Annotated in this window: 19 protein-coding genes; 10 read left to right on the top strand and 9 right to left on the bottom strand. The window is 48.3% G+C overall.

Going from position 1 to position 18,984, the window contains the following annotated elements:
* Positions 1 to 44 precede the first annotated feature (44 nt).
* Positions 45 to 2,822, bottom strand: a complete 2,778-nt coding sequence (gene ppdK / locus BOW06_RS08035; protein WP_043117320.1) for a pyruvate, phosphate dikinase — start codon at positions 2,820 to 2,822, stop codon at positions 45 to 47.
* Between the two features lie 253 nt (positions 2,823 to 3,075).
* Here ppdK and BOW06_RS08030 point away from each other — a divergent pair, with 253 nt between their 5' ends.
* From BOW06_RS08030 to BOW06_RS08015, 4 genes are read left to right on the top strand one after another with little or no spacing between them, the layout of a single operon-like run.
* Positions 3,076 to 4,134 carry an ornithine cyclodeaminase family protein gene (locus BOW06_RS08030; RefSeq protein ID WP_078453084.1) on the top strand — a complete coding sequence of 353 codons (1,059 nt, stop codon included), beginning with the start codon at positions 3,076 to 3,078 and terminating at the stop codon, positions 4,132 to 4,134.
* Between the two features lie 44 nt (positions 4,135 to 4,178).
* The gene (locus BOW06_RS08025) at positions 4,179 to 4,466 is read left to right on the top strand and encodes a (2Fe-2S)-binding protein (RefSeq protein WP_043117317.1); all 288 of its coding nucleotides are present in this window, start codon (positions 4,179 to 4,181) and stop codon (positions 4,464 to 4,466) included.
* The gene (locus BOW06_RS08020) at positions 4,463 to 5,857 is read left to right on the top strand and encodes an FAD/NAD(P)-dependent oxidoreductase (protein ID WP_043117314.1); all 1,395 of its coding nucleotides are present in this window, start codon (positions 4,463 to 4,465) and stop codon (positions 5,855 to 5,857) included. Before BOW06_RS08025 ends, BOW06_RS08020 begins: the two co-directional genes overlap by 4 nt.
* A complete protein-coding gene (locus tag BOW06_RS08015) occupies positions 5,847 to 6,956 on the top strand; it encodes an NAD(P)/FAD-dependent oxidoreductase (RefSeq protein ID WP_078453083.1) in 1,110 nt (369 codons plus the stop codon). Before BOW06_RS08020 ends, BOW06_RS08015 begins: the two co-directional genes overlap by 11 nt.
* A gap of 24 nt (positions 6,957 to 6,980) precedes the next feature.
* Here the strand turns inward: BOW06_RS08015 and BOW06_RS08010 are convergent, their stop codons facing one another.
* The 7 genes from BOW06_RS08010 to BOW06_RS07980 all read right to left on the bottom strand — a co-directional run bounded on the left by BOW06_RS08010 (position 6,981) and on the right by BOW06_RS07980 (position 13,479).
* Positions 6,981 to 7,337 carry a RidA family protein gene (locus BOW06_RS08010; protein ID WP_078454622.1) on the bottom strand — a complete coding sequence of 119 codons (357 nt, stop codon included), beginning with the start codon at positions 7,335 to 7,337 and terminating at the stop codon, positions 6,981 to 6,983.
* An 11-nt stretch (positions 7,338 to 7,348) separates the two neighbouring features.
* A complete protein-coding gene (locus BOW06_RS08005; protein WP_078453082.1) occupies positions 7,349 to 8,563 on the bottom strand; it encodes a glycosyltransferase family 4 protein in 1,215 nt (404 codons plus the stop codon).
* Positions 8,564 to 8,594: 31 nt separating this feature from the next.
* Positions 8,595 to 9,335, bottom strand: coding sequence for a PIG-L family deacetylase (locus BOW06_RS08000; protein WP_078453081.1), 741 nt, complete (start codon positions 9,333 to 9,335; stop codon positions 8,595 to 8,597).
* Positions 9,336 to 9,353: 18 nt separating this feature from the next.
* Entirely contained in the window at positions 9,354 to 10,346 is a 993-nt protein-coding gene (locus BOW06_RS07995) for a GNAT family N-acetyltransferase (protein ID WP_043117308.1), read from the bottom strand.
* The gene (locus BOW06_RS07990; protein WP_043117306.1) at positions 10,346 to 11,278 is read right to left on the bottom strand and encodes an HD domain-containing protein; all 933 of its coding nucleotides are present in this window, start codon (positions 11,276 to 11,278) and stop codon (positions 10,346 to 10,348) included. The genes BOW06_RS07995 and BOW06_RS07990 overlap by 1 nt, the downstream gene beginning before the upstream one ends.
* 129 nt (positions 11,279 to 11,407) lie before the next feature.
* A complete protein-coding gene (locus BOW06_RS07985) occupies positions 11,408 to 12,637 on the bottom strand; it encodes an MORN repeat-containing protein (protein ID WP_078456008.1) in 1,230 nt (409 codons plus the stop codon).
* A 50-nt stretch (positions 12,638 to 12,687) separates the two neighbouring features.
* Complete coding sequence (locus BOW06_RS07980; protein ID WP_078453079.1) at positions 12,688 to 13,479, bottom strand: ion transporter; 792 nt, start codon at positions 13,477 to 13,479, stop codon at positions 12,688 to 12,690.
* Between the two features lie 288 nt (positions 13,480 to 13,767).
* On the opposite strand from BOW06_RS07980, the gene BOW06_RS07975 reads away from it, so the two are divergent.
* From BOW06_RS07975 to BOW06_RS07965, 3 genes are all read left to right on the top strand, one after another.
* Complete coding sequence (locus tag BOW06_RS07975; protein WP_043117304.1) at positions 13,768 to 14,841, top strand: TauD/TfdA family dioxygenase; 1,074 nt, start codon at positions 13,768 to 13,770, stop codon at positions 14,839 to 14,841.
* An 18-nt stretch (positions 14,842 to 14,859) separates the two neighbouring features.
* Complete coding sequence (locus BOW06_RS07970; RefSeq protein WP_078453078.1) at positions 14,860 to 16,446, top strand: class I adenylate-forming enzyme family protein; 1,587 nt, start codon at positions 14,860 to 14,862, stop codon at positions 16,444 to 16,446.
* 240 nt (positions 16,447 to 16,686) lie between these two features.
* Entirely contained in the window at positions 16,687 to 17,574 is an 888-nt protein-coding gene (locus BOW06_RS07965) for a DMT family transporter (RefSeq protein WP_078454620.1), read from the top strand.
* Positions 17,575 to 17,640: 66 nt separating this feature from the next.
* Here BOW06_RS07965 and BOW06_RS07960 read toward each other — a convergent pair whose 3' ends face one another.
* Complete coding sequence (locus BOW06_RS07960) at positions 17,641 to 17,823, bottom strand: YgaP family membrane protein (RefSeq protein WP_043117301.1); 183 nt, start codon at positions 17,821 to 17,823, stop codon at positions 17,641 to 17,643.
* 169 nt (positions 17,824 to 17,992) lie between these two features.
* Between BOW06_RS07960 and BOW06_RS13250 the strand changes: the two genes are divergently transcribed.
* The 3 genes from BOW06_RS13250 to BOW06_RS07950 all read left to right on the top strand — a co-directional run bounded on the left by BOW06_RS13250 (position 17,993) and on the right by BOW06_RS07950 (position 18,919).
* The gene (locus BOW06_RS13250) at positions 17,993 to 18,244 is read left to right on the top strand and encodes an SAM-dependent methyltransferase (protein WP_230208745.1); all 252 of its coding nucleotides are present in this window, start codon (positions 17,993 to 17,995) and stop codon (positions 18,242 to 18,244) included.
* 39 nt (positions 18,245 to 18,283) lie between these two features.
* Positions 18,284 to 18,388: a TrmO family methyltransferase domain-containing protein gene (locus tag BOW06_RS13245; RefSeq protein ID WP_230208744.1), complete on the top strand. Its 105-nt coding sequence runs from the start codon at positions 18,284 to 18,286 to the stop codon at positions 18,386 to 18,388.
* A gap of 174 nt (positions 18,389 to 18,562) precedes the next feature.
* Positions 18,563 to 18,919, top strand: coding sequence for a metal-dependent hydrolase (locus BOW06_RS07950; protein ID WP_043117299.1), 357 nt, complete (start codon positions 18,563 to 18,565; stop codon positions 18,917 to 18,919).
* The last annotated feature ends 65 nt before the right edge of the window (positions 18,920 to 18,984 follow it).

The following is an 18,984-nucleotide window of genomic DNA, read 5'->3' as shown; positions in this document are numbered from 1 at the left end:
CTGTTCAATTTCTGTAATTCACATTCCGTCAGATAGGAATCCGTTTATTCTTCACCCGACAATGCAGCCTGGGCCGCTGCAAGGCGAGCAACTGGTACTCTTGGTGCCGAGCAGGAGATATAGTCCAGACCAATGTTATGGCAAAAATTGATCGATGCAGGGTGCCCACCATGCTCGCCACAAATGCCAACAAGGAGGTCAGGCCTTGTCTTTTTGCCCCAGTCGACAGCCAGTGCCATGAGTTTTCCAACACCTTTCTCATCGAGTACTTCGAATGGATTGTCCTGGAGAATTCCTGATTCGTTGTACATTGGAAGGAACTTATTCTCAGCATCTTCGCGTGAGAATGAAAAAGTGGCCTGTGTCAGGTCATTGGTTCCAAATGAGAAGAACTCAGCCTCTTCTGCCAGGCTATCTGCACGCATGCAGGACCTGACAACCTCGATCATGGTGCCGAACTGGAATCCTGGTGTCTGGCCAAGACGCTCTTTGAGTTCGGCCTTGATGTCATCCACCAGTCGTTTTACAGAGAGAAGTTCCTGTGCCGTACAGACCTGTGGGACCTTGATTTTCGGATGTACCTCGATCCCTTTCTTTTCACACTCAGCCGCAGCTTCGAGGATGGCGCGGATCTGCATTGAGTAGATTTCCGGAAATGTGATTCCAAGGCGTACGCCACGATGCCCCAGCATGGGGTTGGTTTCGTACAAGGAGCGCACCTTCTTCAGCATGGACTCCTTCTTGCTGATAGCTTCTTCAACCATGTGAGCATCGGCTAGTGAATGAACTGGTTCGGCTTCATCATTTGTAGCAAGAGGATCGACCAGCAGTGACATGGTTCCTACCAGAACATCCATCCCTACAACTGTTTGTTTGAGCTGTTTTAGCTGTTCCAGTTCCCTGACAAGCTGGTTTTCGGAGGGAAGGAACTCATGAATAGGCGGATCCAGCAGGCGAATCGTGACAGGGTAGGGCGACATTACTTCGAAAAGCTCTTTAAAATCACTCCGCTGCATCGGCAGAAGCTTCTCCAGGGCGACTTGCCGCTCTTCCAGAGTTTCTGCAACGATCATTTCGATCACAACAGGAAGTCGGCTTGGGTCATTAAACATGCGTTCTGTACGGCACAGCCCGATTCCCCTGGCGCCATATTTCAGTGCGTCCCGTCCATCAAGCGCCGTGTCTGCATTTGCCATGACTGTCAGGCGTGCTATTTCATCAGCCCATTTCAGCAAGATGCTGAGTTCTGCTGTCACTTCTGCTTCAATGGTTGCAACCTCTCCGAGATAGACTTTACCGGTGCTGCCATCGAGGGTGATCATGTCTCCTTCATGGATGGTGGTGTCGCCAACAGAGGCGATGCGCAGATTGACATCAACCTCGATGCCCTCTGCTCCAGCAACACAGGGTTTTCCCATCCCGCGTGCGACAACAGCAGCATGTGAGGTTTTACCTCCACGACTTGTGAGAATACCCTGGGATGCAAAGAAGCCGTGAATATCTTCCGGCTTGGTTTCCTCACGCAATAAAATCACGCGCTCACCTGATTTCCCTCTGACTTCTGCGCGGTCAGCATCGAACACCGCGATACCTGTAGCGGCGCCCGGGGAGGCGGGTAAACCCTGCGCAAGTGAAACAGCTTGTGCTTCGGGATCGAGTCGTGGGTAAAGCATCTGTTCAAGCAGGTCGGGTTCAATGCGTAGAAGTGCCTGCTTCTTGTCGATCAGTTTCTCCTGTTCCATTTCAACCGACGTCCTGACCATGGCAACGGCATTCATTTTGCCGTTACGTGTCTGCAGGCAATAGAGAGTGCCGCGCTCAATGGTGAATTCGAAGTCCTGAACTTCACAGTAATGCTCTTCGAGCTTCTGGCGTAACTCTTCCAGCTGACGTGCCATTTCAGGCATTTCGCCGGCAAGCTTGTCGATCGGTTTTGGTGTACGAATACCGGCGACAACATCTTCGCCCTGGGCATTGATCAGGTATTCACCAAACAGCTTGTTTTCACCGGTGCCGGGATTACGGGTAAAGGCAACGCCGGTGGCCGAGTCGTCGCCCCTGTTGCCAAATACCATGGTGCAGATATTGACGGCTGTGCCATGGGCCATGTCTGGTGTGATGTGGAATTCGCGGCGATAATCAACTGCGCGTTTCCCCATCCATGAGTTAAAGACGGCCTTGACAGCGATCTCCAACTGCTCGTAAGGATCCTCGGGAAAAGGTCGCCCGGTCTGCTCGGAAACCACGTGTAAGAAGCGTTCACTGATCTCTTTCAGATTATCGGCTGACAGACCGACATCCTCAGAAACATTGGCCTTTTCTTTAACGGCATCGAACTCTTTGTCAAACTCTTCGTCATCAATATCAAGAGCAACTTTGCCAAACAGCTGAATGAAGCGGCGATAGGAGTCATAACCAAAACGCTCGTCACCGGTCTGCCTGATCTCGCCCTGCAGCGTCTCCGAGTTGAGGCCCAGGTTGAGTATCGTATCCATCATGCCGGGCATGGACATTGCCGAACCGGAGCGAACCGATACCAGTAGCGGGTCTTCAGGGTCGCCAAATTTTTTGCCGGTCAGTGATTCAACCTCCTGCATCTGCTGGCGTACCTGGTCCATTAAATCTGAAGGTAAGGCGTCATCGTCGGAATCAAGGTAATCAAGGCAGGCTTCCGTGGTAATGACGAATCCTGGTGGTACATTCAGTCCGAGTTGTGTCATCTCGCAGAGATTGGCGCCCTTGCCACCCAGAAGTTTCTTGTCTTTGCCATCGCCTTCGTTAAAACCGAAGGCCCAGATTTTGTCAATTACTGTGTCATTCATGAATGTTGATCTCTCTAGTTTTTTAAACGCCAATCTTTTTAATGCTACATCAACACATCACTTTCGGTATTGACATTTGACTTATATTTACTCTTTTCTTGCACTGTCGGGATGAAATTTTTCTTACATCAGGATGCATCGAAATTTCCCTGCGGGAGATTCGATTTGACACTAGAAAAGCCTTGATTAAATAATGTTCAGATAATGCTGCGATATTCGGTACGTGGCAAAAAAACAGGGGGAGTTTCGATCAATGAACGAGCATAGAATCAGTTTTACCTATTTGTCCCAGGAAGACCTTCTGGAGGCAGGCTGTTTTGATATGCGCATGGCTATCGAAACAGCGGAAAAGACCCTTATCTCCTATGAAGAAGGTGGCGTCCTGTTTCCTGAGAAAGTGGTGCAGATTTTCAACCAGTCAAGCCAGGATCGAATCAACTGTCTACCCGCGACACTGCTGGACGAAAAGGTCTGTGGCGTGAAATGGGTTTCAGTGTTTCCAAACAATCCGGTAAAACACGACAAACAGAACCTTTCAGCTATTTTCCTTCTCTCCGAGATCAAACACGGATTTCCCATTGCGGTAGTTGAGGGCACCCTTGCCTCGAACATGCGAGTTGCGGCCATGGGCGCCATTGCTGCCAAGCACCTGGCTGTTGAGAATTCCGAGGTGATTGGTTTTATTGGATCCGGCGAGCAGGCCAAAATGCACCTTATTGGCATGAAGACTGTGCGTCCATCACTCAAGCAGTGCCGTGTCGCATCCAAGCTGCCGGAAGAGGAAGATGCATTTATAGACGAGCTGTCACACCTGTTTCCGGATATGGAATTTATTGCTGCGCGTACGAATGGAAAGAAGGCCATGGAGGGGGCAGATATCCTGGTTACAGCAACCAGCGCACAGGCACCACTGCTACACGCCAGCTGGGTCAAGCCGGGTGCCTTTTACAGCCATATTGGCGGCTGGGAAGATGAATATGACGTCGCACTGCAGAGTGATAAAATTGTCTGCGACGACTGGGAGACAGTCACCCATAGAACGCAGACGCTGAGCCGCATGTACAAGGAAGGCTATATCGACAGCCACAGAATCCATGCTGATTTGCATGAGCTGGTCAGCGGTCACAAGGTTGGGCGCGAAAATGATCAGGAACGTATCTATTTTAATGCTGTTGGCCTGGCCTATATCGATGTGGCTATTGGACTCTCTATGTATAATAGGGCTATGTCAGCTGGCATCGGAACGGCCCTGGACCTGCAAAAATCCATGATTTTCGAGCATGCAGACATAGCCAAACAAATTCGTCTGTAGATTGATACCGGGCGCCAACTGCGCCCCTCAAATGGTTCGACATCATGTTCAAACGCCTTGAGGAGAACCCCACCGAGACCGTCATGGTCGAGATAGAAGGCACGAGTGTGCGGGTACCGGCTGGGGAGAGTGTCGCAGCAGTCGCACTTGCCCACGGACTGATCCATACCCGCACAACAACTATCTCCGGCAAGCCGCGTGCTCCTTATTGCATGATGGGGGTATGCTTCGACTGCCTGGTCGAAATCGATGGTAAACCAAACCGCCAGGCCTGCATGATAAAGGTAGCTGAAGGCATGCGTATCCGTCGCCAACACGGGGCCGGTGAATGAAATCACATTACCCCCTGGTCATTATCGGCGCTGGTCCGGCCGGACTGGCTGCGGCCACAACAGCTTCTGAACATGGCATAGAAACTGCCTTGCTGGATGAGCAGCCTGCACCCGGAGGCCAGATTTACCGAAATATCGAGTCCATGCCGACGCAACGTGCGGAACTGCTCGGTAGTGAGTATCAGCGTGGTGAAAAGCTGGTGCAACTGATGCGCTCATCGAACACGCACTATTTTAGTGATGCCTCTGTGTGGTCCCTTAATGGCCAGCTTGAACTGGGCGTTCTTCACCAGGGCAGGGCGCACTTGATCCATGCTGACCAGGTCATCATTGCAGGTGGTGCTCAGGAGAGACCGGTTCCATTTCCGGGATGGACATTGCCGGGTGTGATGAATGCCGGTGCCGGACAGATCCTTTTGAAGCAGTCGGGCCTGGTGCCCTCTGATGGTGTGGTTCTGGCAGGTTCAGGTCCACTTCTGTTACTGCTTGCATGGCAATACCTGAATGCAGGTGTAGATGTGAAGGCGGTACTGGATGTACAGCCAATGAGTAACTGGTTACGTGCAGCACCCTATTTACCTAAAGCGCTGCTGGCACACCACTATATTACCAAGGGGCTGCGTTATAAACGTGACCTCAAGGCAGCAGGTGTACTGACCCGGCATGGTGTTAAGGATTTGCGTGCAATTGGAGGTGGACACGTACAGGCAGTGGATTATATCCACCGAAACAAACTCTACTCGATCAAAACACCCTTGCTGTTAACTCATTTTGGCGTCATTCCACAAACCCATCTGAGTCGTGCTGCGAGTTGTGCGCACGAGTGGAACACCGCGCAGCAATGCTGGCGTCCCGTCAATGATGTGTGGGGCGCAACAGATATCAAGGGTATCAGCGTGGCTGGAGACAATGCTGGTATCGGTGGTGCACGTACAGCCGAACATAACGGTCGGCTGGCGGCATTCAATGCCATTCATCAGATGGGCCATATAAGCCAAGGCGAACGAGATAAGAAGGCAAAGAAAGATCTGCGCTGGATGAAGGACGAGCTCCTGATCCGCCCATTTCTGGATGCTATGTTCCGTCCGCCAAGCATAATGCTCACGCACCCCACAGATGAAGAGATCCTGTGCCGTTGTGAAGAGGTGACAGCAGGTGATATTCGCAAGGTGCTTGAAGAGGGACATCAAACCCCCAATGCAGTGAAATTCCATACCCGTTGCGGAATGGGGCCCTGCCAGGGACGCCAGTGTGCTGATTCGGTCGCACAGTTGATCGCTTACGAGACCGGCACCAATCCACGCGATATCGAGCCCTACCGGGTACGTCCGCCGGTCAAGCCGATCACTATCGGGCAATTGGCGGGCATGGAGCAGAATAGTGAAGAGTGATGTCCTGATTATTGGCGGGGGCCTGATGGGTGCCTGCACAGCACTCTATCTCGCAAAGCGTGGCGTCAAGAGTATCGTGCTGGACAAGGATCACTCCGGCCGTCATGCCTCCGGCGTCAATGCCGGAGGCCTGCGCAAACTCAACCGTAACCCGGCTGAGATACCGCTCACGGTAGAGGCATCAAGAATCTGGTCGCATATACAGGAACTGGTGGACAGCGATTGTGATGTTAAGTTGTCCGGCCAGGTACGGGTGGCAGAAAGTGATGCAGATATGGAACTGCTGGAGACACGAGCTGCTTTAGTGCGTGAGCTGGGTTATGAGCACGAACAGATGATTAATCGTGACAAGCTTTATGAGCTTGTCCCCGCGCTCGCCCCGCATTGCCTTGGTGCACTCTGGTGTGAAGATGACGGGTTTGCCAGGCCCTACCACGCGACTACCGCGTTCCGCCGCAAGGCCGAATCACTTGGTGCAGATTTCCACAGTCATACCGCACTTAATGCGCTTGAACGCGAGGGTGATAACTGGCTTGCTTCGACGCACATGGGGGAGATTCGGGCCCCCGTCGTAGTGAATGCCTCTGGTGCCTGGGGTGCCAGGCTGGCCAGTACTATCGGTGATCAGATTCCTGTCAAACCTGGTGCTCCGACTCTGATGGTCACTGAACGCCTGCCTCACTTTATTGATCCGGTTGTGGGTGCAGCATCACGCAAGCTCTCATTCAAACAGATGCAGAATGGCACCGTCATTATTGGCGGTGCACATATGGCCAGGCTGGATATGGTCAATGAACGCTCAGAGATTGATTACAGGACGATGGCCGAAAGTGCACGAACTGTGACAACGCTATTCCCGCAAATGGCAGATGCACGAATTGTACGTTTCTGGGCTGGTATCGAGGGATTTACACCGGATCATATTCCGGTAATCGGACCATCTATCAATGCGCCGGGGCTTTTTCACGCGTTCGGCTTCTCTGCCCACGGTTTCCAGTTATCACCTGTGGTGGGGCGCATCCTCAGTGAACTGATTCTGGATGGGCAAAGCAGCCTTCCCATCGAGCCATTTCGAGCCGACAGGTTTCCGACCGGGTAGTTAGGGCGGATTCAGCTACGAAAGCTACTTTTCAGCTGCAACAACAGATATCTCTACCAGTAGAATATCACGTGCCATGGATGCTTCAACACATGCACGTGCCGGGGCATGGCCCTCGGGAATCCAGTTGTCCCAGACCTCATTCATTGCAGCGAAATCTTGCATGTCCTTGATATAGATAGTTGCGGAGAGAATATGCTCCTTGTCGCTGCCAGCCTGTTCAAGAAGAGTATCCACTTTCTCCAGCATGCTCTCGGTTTGTTCCTTGATACCCTGGGTGGCATCTTTACAAACCTGGCCGCATAAATAGATCGTTCCATTATGTTTAACAATTCGGCACATACGTGGGCCGGTTTCGAAGCGTTCAATCGTTTTGTTCATAAGGTCACCAATTAACTATCTTGTACGATATGTGCCAGGAATCTCTCAAGCTCAACGACCTCCCTGGCCTGTCGATCTTTAAGGAGCCTGACCCTTTCAGCTATTCTTGTTTTCCATTCTTCACGGTTTTTTATCATGTCTGAAATCGCGTCAGCCCACTCCTGGGGAGTTGCGAAGTATGGCATCTGTAATGCCGCATTGCCTACGCCTTCAATAACACCGGGTATATCAGTCGTGACGACAAGGCAATTTTCAAGCAGTGCTTCTGCAGCGGTCATTCCATAGCCTTCAATCCGTGTCGGATGGAGTAGTACCCTGGTATTGCGATAGATTTCAGACATGTTACTAACGTAATCCAGCACCTCGATATTCCCATTCATCTTTCCGTGGTAGAAACCGGATGAAACAGGACGAAGATAGGGCTCCAATTGCAGCATGGCTGAATTGTAACCACCTCCTAATATCCGTATTTTATCGTTTCGAAAATGAAAATTCGCTAATGCGAGAAAAAGAGCTCCCCCTTTCATGGGCAGGGGATTGACGATTGTAAAATCCACAGGATTCAAATCGAGTTCGGGTTCTTCGTCTGTCTGTTTGACCAGTGGGTGGAAGATGATATTTTTCATCTCTCCTTCCGGGTCATAGAACTCCCGTGCCCATGCACTGTTGTAGATGGTGAAGTCTGTTCCTATCTGGAACGGGGAGGCAAATACTCCAAACTCCCTGGCTTTGGATATATGGATGCGTTCATGATGCGTGTCTGCGAGTGATTGCTCCCAGTCTTCACATTTATCGTAGCTTTCCATCAGCTTTGAAAATGACTCTCCTGGTACATCATGCAAGATGCTGCCTACCGGGCATTTTTCCCTGAGCTTATCAACCAGTTCTCTTGTTTCATCAAAGTAGGTAATCGGTGAATTCAGAATCAAGAGGTCACAGTTTGATCTATTCACCCACGACAGAATAGTTGCGAAAATATCCTGGTAGTGCTCCTCGAACCAGTGCCCCAATGTCGTGTAATCAATGTGCGGGCTGTCTCCATAATATTCGATGTCGTAGTGGTCATCTTTAGGTTGAGAGAAAGTTTCAGAACCGGGTGACAAGGTCCATAGAGAGAGGTCGAATTGATCCAGGGCCTCGATCATTCTTTTCAGATAGATTTCGCCGCCACCACCTATCGGAGGGTAAAAGAGAGTGATGAAGCCTATTTTTATTCGTCTTTTCATCTTGGGAGAAATATGCCGCTCATGTAGAAACTCACTTGGTCACCGATGAAGGTATTTTTTTGATATAGGTACTGTTCACCATATTTGTCAGGCTATTTGTCTCTTTAGCTAGTTGGGGCTCAGGCAACAGATACATCTCCTCATCCCACTTCCAGTCGTCTGCCCATGTCCAGCAACCACTTCGTTGGTATATATCCACAACCTGGTTCGTGAAGTCAGAATCGACAGGCTTTCTTTCTGGTGGCAAAGAGCTGCTTTCAGTATATAGCTGTGCAAGTGGTTCTGCCTGTTCCGAGATATAAGGAGATACCCTGAGAGTTAGTTGCAATGAGTCGCGTATATCACTCAGGGCTCTATAGACCTGAACATGATCTGCATGACCATATTCACCCCAGGGGTTATGCGTATAGACAATAGACTTTTCCGGGATGAGACTCTCCAGTTGCGTTTTAATCGAATGATAGTTTCGCTCATAGAGCCGGAGTGTCTCTCTGCTAGCAGCGTCCCGGTCCAGGTACAGCCCGAATTCGGACAATTTCGGGTGCCTCCAATGCATGGGGTCGTAGGTTCCAGCCTCCGGTATCGCAAGTGTGACATTGTCATAGGGGAGTTGGCCGATTGCATGCGTACGCTTGTTGCCGATACCGGGCGCATCGGCACAGTCATTAAAAACGAATATGACTTTATCCACCTCTTTAAGTATCGAGGCGAACCAAAGGACTTCGTCGTCCGGGTGTGCAACCACGCAAATGACATGCTCACTACTATTCATTCCCGCTACTCTTTCCGGTTAATCTGTTCGGACCATGAATTCATACATGGGGCTCTTGTCACAGCGGAAGTTTTTCTTATAGGCCTCGTCACCAATCGTAAAATCAAATATTTTCCCGCCACCTGAAACCCAGTCACCCATTGCGAGATCAAGTATGAGCGTACCGGGAGAGTGGGCTGCGTAATTATGATAATCGCATGCCAGGACCAGGTAATAAAACTGCATTTCATCAACTATCCCGAAACAGACAGCTACTGTATCGCCTCCACAGCTAAGACGGTATGTTCTTGTGAATGATGCAGCTTCCCCGGATGAGGCGATCTCACTATAAAATCTCAGTGTTTCCGGTCGCTGAATCGGATCGTCTGGAAAACGGTCTTCCCGATGCCTGCGTGCCCATTCGATCGCCCCAGCAGCATGTGATGTGGGGACAATCTCCAGGCGAACATGACCTCGATCCTCAAGGCGTCTGAGTTTTCTATCCAGCTGGCTGCGTCTCGCCTTGCCGAAGTTTCGATCACGCCATGGGCTAAAGGGCAGGGACGGGGTGACCTGGTGCCTGCCATAGTCAAGTTTGACGGGAGATTGGCGTATCAAGAGTTTCCATAATGGCAACTCTTCTTCTCGCACCGGTTGTATATGAAGGAGCTTGTGTGGCCCTAATAGCTTGATCAGATCACCCGGGAGAGAAGAGAGTGCTTCCCGGTTGGCAAGTAAACCTGTATGCACCACCGGGCATGCATAGTCCGTCACATCCGAATAGGCGGATTCGATAATGCATCCATTTTCTGACAACCTTTTTACTAACGGAACAACCAGTTGAAGCTCTCCGGTACTCTTTGAGTGGCCCAGGATCACCATCGCCGTACTCTCAGGATGTGCCACAAGATAGCGGTAGTATGAAGACAGCCATTCAGGGTGTTGAAAAGGAGTTGCCTGTGCGTTCCTGAGTAAGCCCCGGTATTCCCTGGAATTGAAAGTGAATTGATCTGACAGGCTTAATTCGAGCATTAATTTCCCGTTGATTGCCCGGGTGTATCGAGGCTGTTGCCGTGAAGCCCCTTGATTGCCTGCTGGAGTATGTCTTCGCTTCTTATTAATGTATCTCGTCTGCCGGGATGGCTTTGAGCCAGAACTTCTTCTTCACGGCCATGCATTGGATTCGTATTGATTTCAAAAACCTGGATTTGTCCATCATATATCGAAAAATCGGCGCGGCCATAATCGATTCGTGCGATCGAAAAGACTTCCCGCAGGATTTCGTCATACTGGTTTTGCATAACAAAATTCCTTTCCATAGACAGCAACTCCTCCCTGTCTGGATGATTCTCCAATTTCTCTGCATCAAAGCCGTCCTTGACGATCCACTGATCGTCGAAGCCCGTATGGTGGCTGATAATTTTTCCTCCGATGCAATAGGATGAGAAGCGGCGCCATGTTTCTGGAAGGAACTCTTCTCCGCAATATTCGATTACCAGTTTGCCGATCAGTGGTATACCTTTTGACTCCATGAGTTCAAGCTCTTCATCCAACTCCTCCTGGTCCTGGATCAGAAATATTCCATCGGACAAATGGTTATGCTCATTGCGGATGAATACCGGAAACCGACGCGGCTGAGGGTTTGAATCAGCTCTGTAAACAGAAAATCGGTTTATCCCGGCTTCCTGTAACCTGCGGAGCACTTCATATCGGCTGCGCACTAATGCCGGATTATTCAATACCCGGTCACCTCTGAGTTGCAGTTGTTTTGCGATGAACGCCGCGCCTTGCAAGGTTGTGGGGAAAAGTCGCTCATGATCTGTGAATATCCAGGTTCCTTGTGGTAAGTCCGTCTGTGCAAACAAATTCTCATAGTTCCAGTGTTTACAGAGCTCAGCACCCTGTCTATCGATTAGATTGGTCACTGTATAGCCGTGCAATTTGGTCGTGACGAAATGTATCATTTGACAATTTTCATGAGCGATATAGGTGTGGTTTCCAGTTAAGGGACCAAGTAGTTACAACACGATTATTTTCATAAACAGGTTTGCTTGTACATATCTTATCGTATACGGACTAGCATTCCGCACAAGCTAATCAATTTTCTCACCATTTCTCCATTCTCCATACTCTACGTCGCCGTCATTCCAGATCTTCTTTCCACGCCCGTGTTGATTTCCTTCCTTCCATTCACCTACATATTTGTTGCCACTTGACCATGTGTAAGTGCCATGGCCATGTTCTTTGTCATTAAGCCACTCTCCCACATAGTTAGTTCCATCTGTCCAGGTCTTTGTCCCGTGGCCGGTTATATCACCCTTTAAAAAATCACCTTCGTATATTGTGCCGCTTGGCCAGGTATATGTGCCGTGGCCAGTCTTTTCACCATTCACCCAATCACCTGCATATTGATAGCCATCCGGCCATGTGTAGACACCATAGCCATGTTTCTCGTCATTTAGCCAGTCACCTACATACTTATCTCCGTCTGCCCAGGTTTTCGTACCATGTCCAGAGTGATCGTTTCTTACCCAGTCGCCTGAATATTCATCGCCCTCTATCCATGTATATACCCCCTGACCGTATAGTTCTCCATCAAGCCAGTCTCCGACATATTTGTCTCCATCTGTATATGTTTTCGTACCATGGCCAGTGATTTTGTCTTCTAAAAACTTACCGATGTATATGGTTCCGTCAGACCAGGTAAAAGTGCCTTGACCAGTTCTTTTGTCATTAACCCAGTCACCAACATATTTATTCCCATTTGCCCAAAGAAAGGAGCCTTGTCCATGTCTCATTCCGTTACGCCATTGGCCGGCATACTCATCACTGTTGCTCCAGACAAAGACACCATGACCATCAACACAATCACCAGTGCAATCTGAATGAAGCAATATTGTGAGGGAAAAATAGCCAACGACCACCACGATTAATGAGGAGTTGATAATCGGCCAGATACCACCCTTTCTCTTCTCTTCTGTCATCACCAGGTGCTGAGAATTATTTTCAACTCCCTTCTTGAGTTTCTCGAAGTCCTCTTTATTAAATTCAATATTATCCTGATCGGCCATTTTTACCTGGTATTCAACATGACCGAAATTCGATTTGAAGCCTAATAATCCGCCAGTCACGACAAAGATTACAGCCAGAAGGAACTCGCCAAACATAAACGAAAGTACACCAATAACGGCAATTGCCATGCCAAAATAGCCAGCAATCCTATCGAATATGGTTGGGTTTATTTTCGTAACAGACTCGATCTCCGAGATGAGATACTTTTCACCGGATTTTTCAAACGATGTGTTTTTACGACTTAATTTCATGATGTCACCTAATGGTTTTACATAGACCCCTGCCAGACTTGAACTGACAGTTATCTCTTTACGTCCTTAATCAAGATGTCAAGGTGCTCTCTCAAGGCTGCAATATCTTTTTGTATGACGTAAATATGTTCATCGACATCACTCTCCTTCGCCTTTTTGATTTGATCCTGTTCTTTAATTGTTGCCATCGCATCAACGATAATTCCAATGAAGAGGTTTAATACAGTGAAAGTCGTCACTGTTATAAATGGAATAAAGAAAATCCATGCGTAAGGGAATACTTCCATGACCGGCCTGACTATTCCCATTGACCAGGATTCCAAAGTCATAACCTGGAACAGGGTGTACATGGATTGTCCAATATTGCCAAACCAGTCAGGGAATGTGTCACCAAACAGCGTTGTGCAAATAACAGCGCCGATATAGAAAACAATGACAAGTAATACGCCGACTGACCCGACACCTGGTATTGCGAGCAACATGCCCGATACGACACGCCTGATTGAATCGACGGTAGTAACCAGGCGCAACACCCTGAAAATACGGAATGCTCGGAGGATCGCCAGGCCACCTGTGGTAGGAACCAGGGCTATCGCAACGATGATGAAGTCAAAGTTGTTCCAGCCATCTTTGAAGAAAGAGAGGCGGTAGGCATAGAGCTTCATTACTATTTCAATAACGAAAATAGCGAGGCATGCCATATCCAGCACATCCAGTAGCCGGATGGTTGATTCGCTGAGTCCTTTTGAGGTCTGATAGCCTAGAATGATGCCGTTAAAAATGATGACTGCAATGATGAAATTGTGGAACCATTTATGCTCAAGAATTCGTGTAATAGCCATAAGTCAATGAAAAAAACAGGATTGAAGTATTAGTACATATGATTTTACTTCTATTTGTCCGGTAAATAATAATATTTAGTTATAGGGCTCATATGGGAAAACAGAGTCTGGTAGAAATGGACTCCAGGATAGGTATTCAGGAACAGCAGTTCGCTATGAGGGGGCTGTATACGGTAGTTTGAGGAATCTGCATGATGACGGTAAAATATAAAGATATGTTTTCAGTGTGTAATTATTTAGAAAACAGAAATATAACTACCTTGTCATCATCTCGTGAGAAATAGATCAATGCACTCTTTCAATTGTGCTGCGGCATGGACAGTGTCCCAGTTAGAAGAAGATACATCCTGGATTCATGTGCTTAGTGAACCACATCAAAATGAACTCAAGAATGCCTTGCTGCAATTCAAAGAGAGCGTCGCAACGAACGGATTGGCCCAAAAAGTGCGAGAAGGTACATTGTTACCCTCGAAGGATAATTTTATCTTGCCCACTTTAGGTCCGTTACTCGAGCAAGCACAATTAGACCTGGAGGAAGGTTGTGGAGTTGTACTATTTCAGAATTTCCCACTTGATTGCAGTGAAGATGATTCCCGCCTTATGTATGGCGGTATGCTTTCCTACATCGGCACACCCCAACCACAAACAGTAATGGGGGAGCTACTACAGCCTATACAGGATGAAGGTCAGGCTAATTTATATGAACGTCGTGGAAGCAAGCACCATCTTGGTCTTCCAGTTCATAATGACGGCTGCGATGTTGTCGGATTCTTATGCAGAAGAACACCTCTATCGGGTGGGGAGACAATCCTGGCCAGTGCCGTAGCGATACATAATGAAATGCTGCGTACCTGTCCTGATCAGCTCACTATTCTTTACCAGGATTTTGCTAACGCCTGGCAGGATTATATGTACCCGGAAGGGCGCAATACAGAAGCGACTACGTTACCCAGAACCTGGTCTGCTCCGGTTTTTAGCGAGAGAGACGGCGAAATCTGTTGCCGGTATTCACGCTTTTACACTGATCGGGCACAAAATTTTCCAGGCGTCGCTCAAATGTCTGAGAGTCAGATTGATGCACTCGATACGTTTGATCGATATATCAATGATAAGGAGAACTGGCAATATCGCAGGCACTTTCAAGAGGGTGATGTGATGTTCGTGAATAACCATGTTCTCTTGCACTCTCGTACAGAGTTCATTAATGGTGAAGAGTTACATAATCAAAGGCAATTATATCGAGCATGGATGGCAGTACCGAATTCACGCCCCCTGGCGGAGTCAATGAAAGTGTTTTTCGGGAATGTCGAGCCCGGGTCACAGAGGGGAGGCGTCAAAAAAGAATTCATGACTGTTTCTTAATATATTTGGAATGGATGGATGAATATGCCGGAGAATAAAAGTGATTCCTTTGATCTATCTGATTTACCAGGTAGGGCAGTCCGAAATACACCAAAGAAAACCGCATTTGCTTTTAATGACAGGCAACATACATACCAGGATGTTGCTACGACAGTCAGTCAGTTAACGCTTCAATACAGGCGTTACTTCAAGTCAAATGAACTTGTTGCACTATGGCTACCAAACTGCCCGGAATTACTTTACGCCTATATTTCAGGATTCCAAGCAGGCGTGATCTCCATGCCTCTTCACCATGATTATAAATTTCCGGAGGTTAAATCGATACTCAGGAAATCTGCTTGCCGGCATTTGATTGTTCTCAACAATCAATTAGATGATGAGATTCTGAATGAATTGGATGATGTTGAGCTGGACCAGGTGTGGGGTATTGAGAATGGAGTGCTACACCCAATGCTGCCAGGGATGAAAGAATCTCGCGCTAATATCAGTCATGTGAATCGTCCAGTCGGTCCGGAATCTATTGGACTCGTATTACATACCTCGGGATCAACAGGACAATCGAAAGGTGTGATGATCTCGCGATCATCCTTAATGCATATCATTCAAGGGCGTATCGAGTGCGCAGAAATTGATGAGCATAGTGTGGCCATAGTGGCATCTTCACTTGTGCATAGTGTTGGCCTGTATCAAGCGCTCGCCTTTCTCAGTACAGGTTCAAGTTTCGTACTCATGCAATCGTATGAAGTCAGTTGTCTCTCGCATACAATCAATAATATACAGCCAACACACTTGATCATGGTTGTATCTGCATTTGAAAAACTTCTCATGCACCCCTTGATAAAGGCTTCCAGTTTTAAAAATATCAAGTTCTCATCTGTAGGTGCAGACAGGGTGACGAGTACCGTGCAGGAAAAATACTATTCAATTACGGGCAAAACGCTTTCTGCCAGTTATGGAATGACCGAGTTGAGCTGGATGATAATTCACAACTCTCCTGACCCTGATATTAGTGAAGCACTGGGAAGACCAGCACCGGGAGTGGAGATTAAACTGCTAGATCAGGAAGGTAATGAAGTGAAAGAAGGAGAGGTTGGAGAGATCTATGCCCGAAGTCCAAAGCAAATGGAAGGCTATCTGAATGATCCGGACATGACGCAGAGGAGCGTTTTGGATGGCTGGGTCAAGAGTGGGGATTTAGCACTTAAAGATGTCAATGGTATTTATTGGTTTATTGGAAGAGAAAAGGACTTAATCGTTTTACACTCAGGTGATACTGTTTCACCTGTCGAGATTGAACAAGAGATATTGAAAGTCCCGGGTGTCCGTGGCTGTGTTGTTATAGGTATGCGTGTACAGGATGAATACACTCATAGTTTGTCAGAAGTACCATGGGCGTTTATTACTCATAATGCTGCTGTTCCAGAAAGTGACGAAATACTGAGGCACCTGGGAAAGAGGATCAGTGACTATAAGTTACCGAGGAAACTGATTTTCCTGGATCACTTGCCAGAAGGTATGAGTGGTAAAGTGATTCGAGAAAAAATACGTGATAAATGGAGCGGCTCTTCTAATAATTCGCCAGAGTTACATGACCTGGTCGGCTGATCCTGAACTGGAACACTGATAAAAGAGTGTTGATTTCAAGAGAAACAGAGTTACACTGAGACCCATGATTTCGATAAAAGCACAAAACCTGGTTATTCACGTGGGCCGCGCTATGCGCTGGCTTACTGGTGGCTGTGTGCTTTCATAGATCGATTTAACACCCCGATTCTGGGAAAGGCCGCAGCTTTCAGTAGCTGCGGCCTTTTTTATTTTTGGCCTTTCGAAAATCAGGAGGAAGAGATGTCTGTGCCGGCCGCATACCTGGGGATGGTATTAATCTGGACAACAACGCCATTGGCAATTAAATGGAGCAGCGAGGGCATCGGGCCCTGGCTTGGAGTAAGTACACGTATGTTGCTTGGCGTATTTGTTTGCCTGGTACTGGTGGCGCTGATGAGCCGTCGTATGCGCTGGTATGCAGCTGCGCGAAAAACCTATCTTGCGGCAGGACTGGGAATCTGGGGGGCGATGAGCTCGGTCTATTGGGGCGCACAATTTATCCCTTCCGGCATGGTTTCGGTCGTCTTTGGGCTGACACCGGTAGTGACAGGTTTGTTTGCAGCCCTGATTCTCCATGAAAGGGGGTTAACACTGTTCAGGGGGACAGGCATGTTGCTTGGCATTTCCGGATTGTGGCTGGTTTTCGAACAGAGTCTGCGGCTTGGGAATCAACAATATATTGGCCTGCTTGCGGTGGGAGTATCGGTGGTAATCCATTCTCTGAGTGCTGTGTGGATCAAGCGTATTGATGCAGGGCTGCATCCACTGGAAACCACCACGGGTGCATTACTGGTGGCCGTACCTCTTTTCTGGGTCAGTTACGGATTCAACGATGCAGATGCGGATGTGCAGATCAGTGAACGCGCCTTGTGGTCAATACTCTACCTCGGAGCTGTGGCTACGGCATTTGGCTTTGTTTTGTACTACTACGTATTACGGGAGATTTCTGCAACAGCAATCGGATTGGCAACCATGGTTACACCGGTACTGGCACTGCTTCTTGGTGCTTGGCTTAACCATGAAAGAATCAGTGCGATAGAAATGCTTGGTACAGGGGTAATACTGGCCGGTCTGGCCAGTTATCAATGGGGGGATCAGCTAATGCGTAAAAAAACTCTGGTACGTTAAAGAAAAGCCTTCCCGGCTTCCGGGAAGGCTATTTCATATCCAGTAGATTCAAAACCAGCTTCGTTACTACTTCCTGCAAGTATTAATCCCAAGGATTGCGTAAGCCGGACAGAACTTGAACAGGGCAGTGGCCAGGGGAATAACACCTATCCATGCCCAGACAGGCCCGCCCGTTACGGCCCAGGCGATCAAGGCGATACCGACTAATGCACGAAGAACACGATCAACACTTCCAACATTTATTTTCATGGAATCTCTCCTGTAATGGATTAGTGAACCACTAACGTGGCTATGTTAAGAGTGTATCGTTAATTGTATAAACCTTTCGATTTGAAATCCGTGCAAAATAAGCGGTTACAGGTACGTAAAATAAACTTGCTAAGATGGTGTGGAGTTATTGCTTAAGCAGGAGGAGAAAATGAAAGCCCTTTCGTTCACGCTGGTAGTCATGATGGTGCTAGCCTTTTCGCTTTCACAGCAGCAGCTGGTCGCCGAACCACAATCCAACACTGCTATTCAATATCAAGTGCAACCAATTGGCTGGGTGCGTAAATCGAATGGTACGACAACCCTGGAAATCAACAAGGAATACCAGGATGCGCTACTCGGCGTCGACGAGTTGAAATCGATCTGGGTGCTCTGGTGGTTTGACCGAAATGACAATCCTTAGCAGCGTTCGATTCTCCAGGCACATCCGTTCGGCGACCCGGTGAATCCATTGAAGGGTGTATTTGCAACGCGAGCTCCGGTTCGCCCCAACCTGATCGCCCTGACTCGCTGTAACATATTGTCAGTAAAGGGGAATATTGTTTAGATAGACCATATCGATGCATTCGCTGACACCCCGATTCTCGACATCAAACGTTATGTCAGTGGCTATTGATCCCCATTGAAACTGGTCAAGGCAATTTACAGGGTTTAAATGCTGGAACATGTGTAACAATCAATGGCTTGATTCAAAATGCGTTTGATTTACTCGGGAGAATGAATGGACCCTCTCACACAGGGAGGCCTTGGTGCCAGCCTGGCTCAATCTGTTAGTACCAAAGCCTCTGCAAAAATCGCTGCAATTGTCGGTTTTTTGGCAGGGATGGCCGCTGATCTTGATTTCCTGATTCACTCAGAAACAGACTCTTTGCTGTTTCTTGAATATCATCGTCAATTTACTCATTCCCTTGTTTTTATCCCTATTGGCGCACTGATCGTTGCGATTTTGATGCACCTGGTCGTTACGCGGCGTAAAGGGATTCGTTTCAGCCTTGTTTATCGATTCAGCCTGTTTGGCTACGCTACTCACGCCTTTATCGATGCCTGTGACCTGCCCCCAACAAGTGGTCCAGTTTGAATGTTAGTTCATCGCCGGTTTCAGCTCCAGTGGAATGATGGATTCAGGAGCTGGAGGGCGATAGC

The organism is Solemya velum gill symbiont (assembly GCF_002020255.1).
GTDB lineage: Bacteria > Pseudomonadota > Gammaproteobacteria > Chromatiales > Chromatiaceae.
The sequence above is the reverse complement of the archived record's forward strand: the minus strand, read 5'-3'. Positions and strand labels throughout refer to the sequence as shown.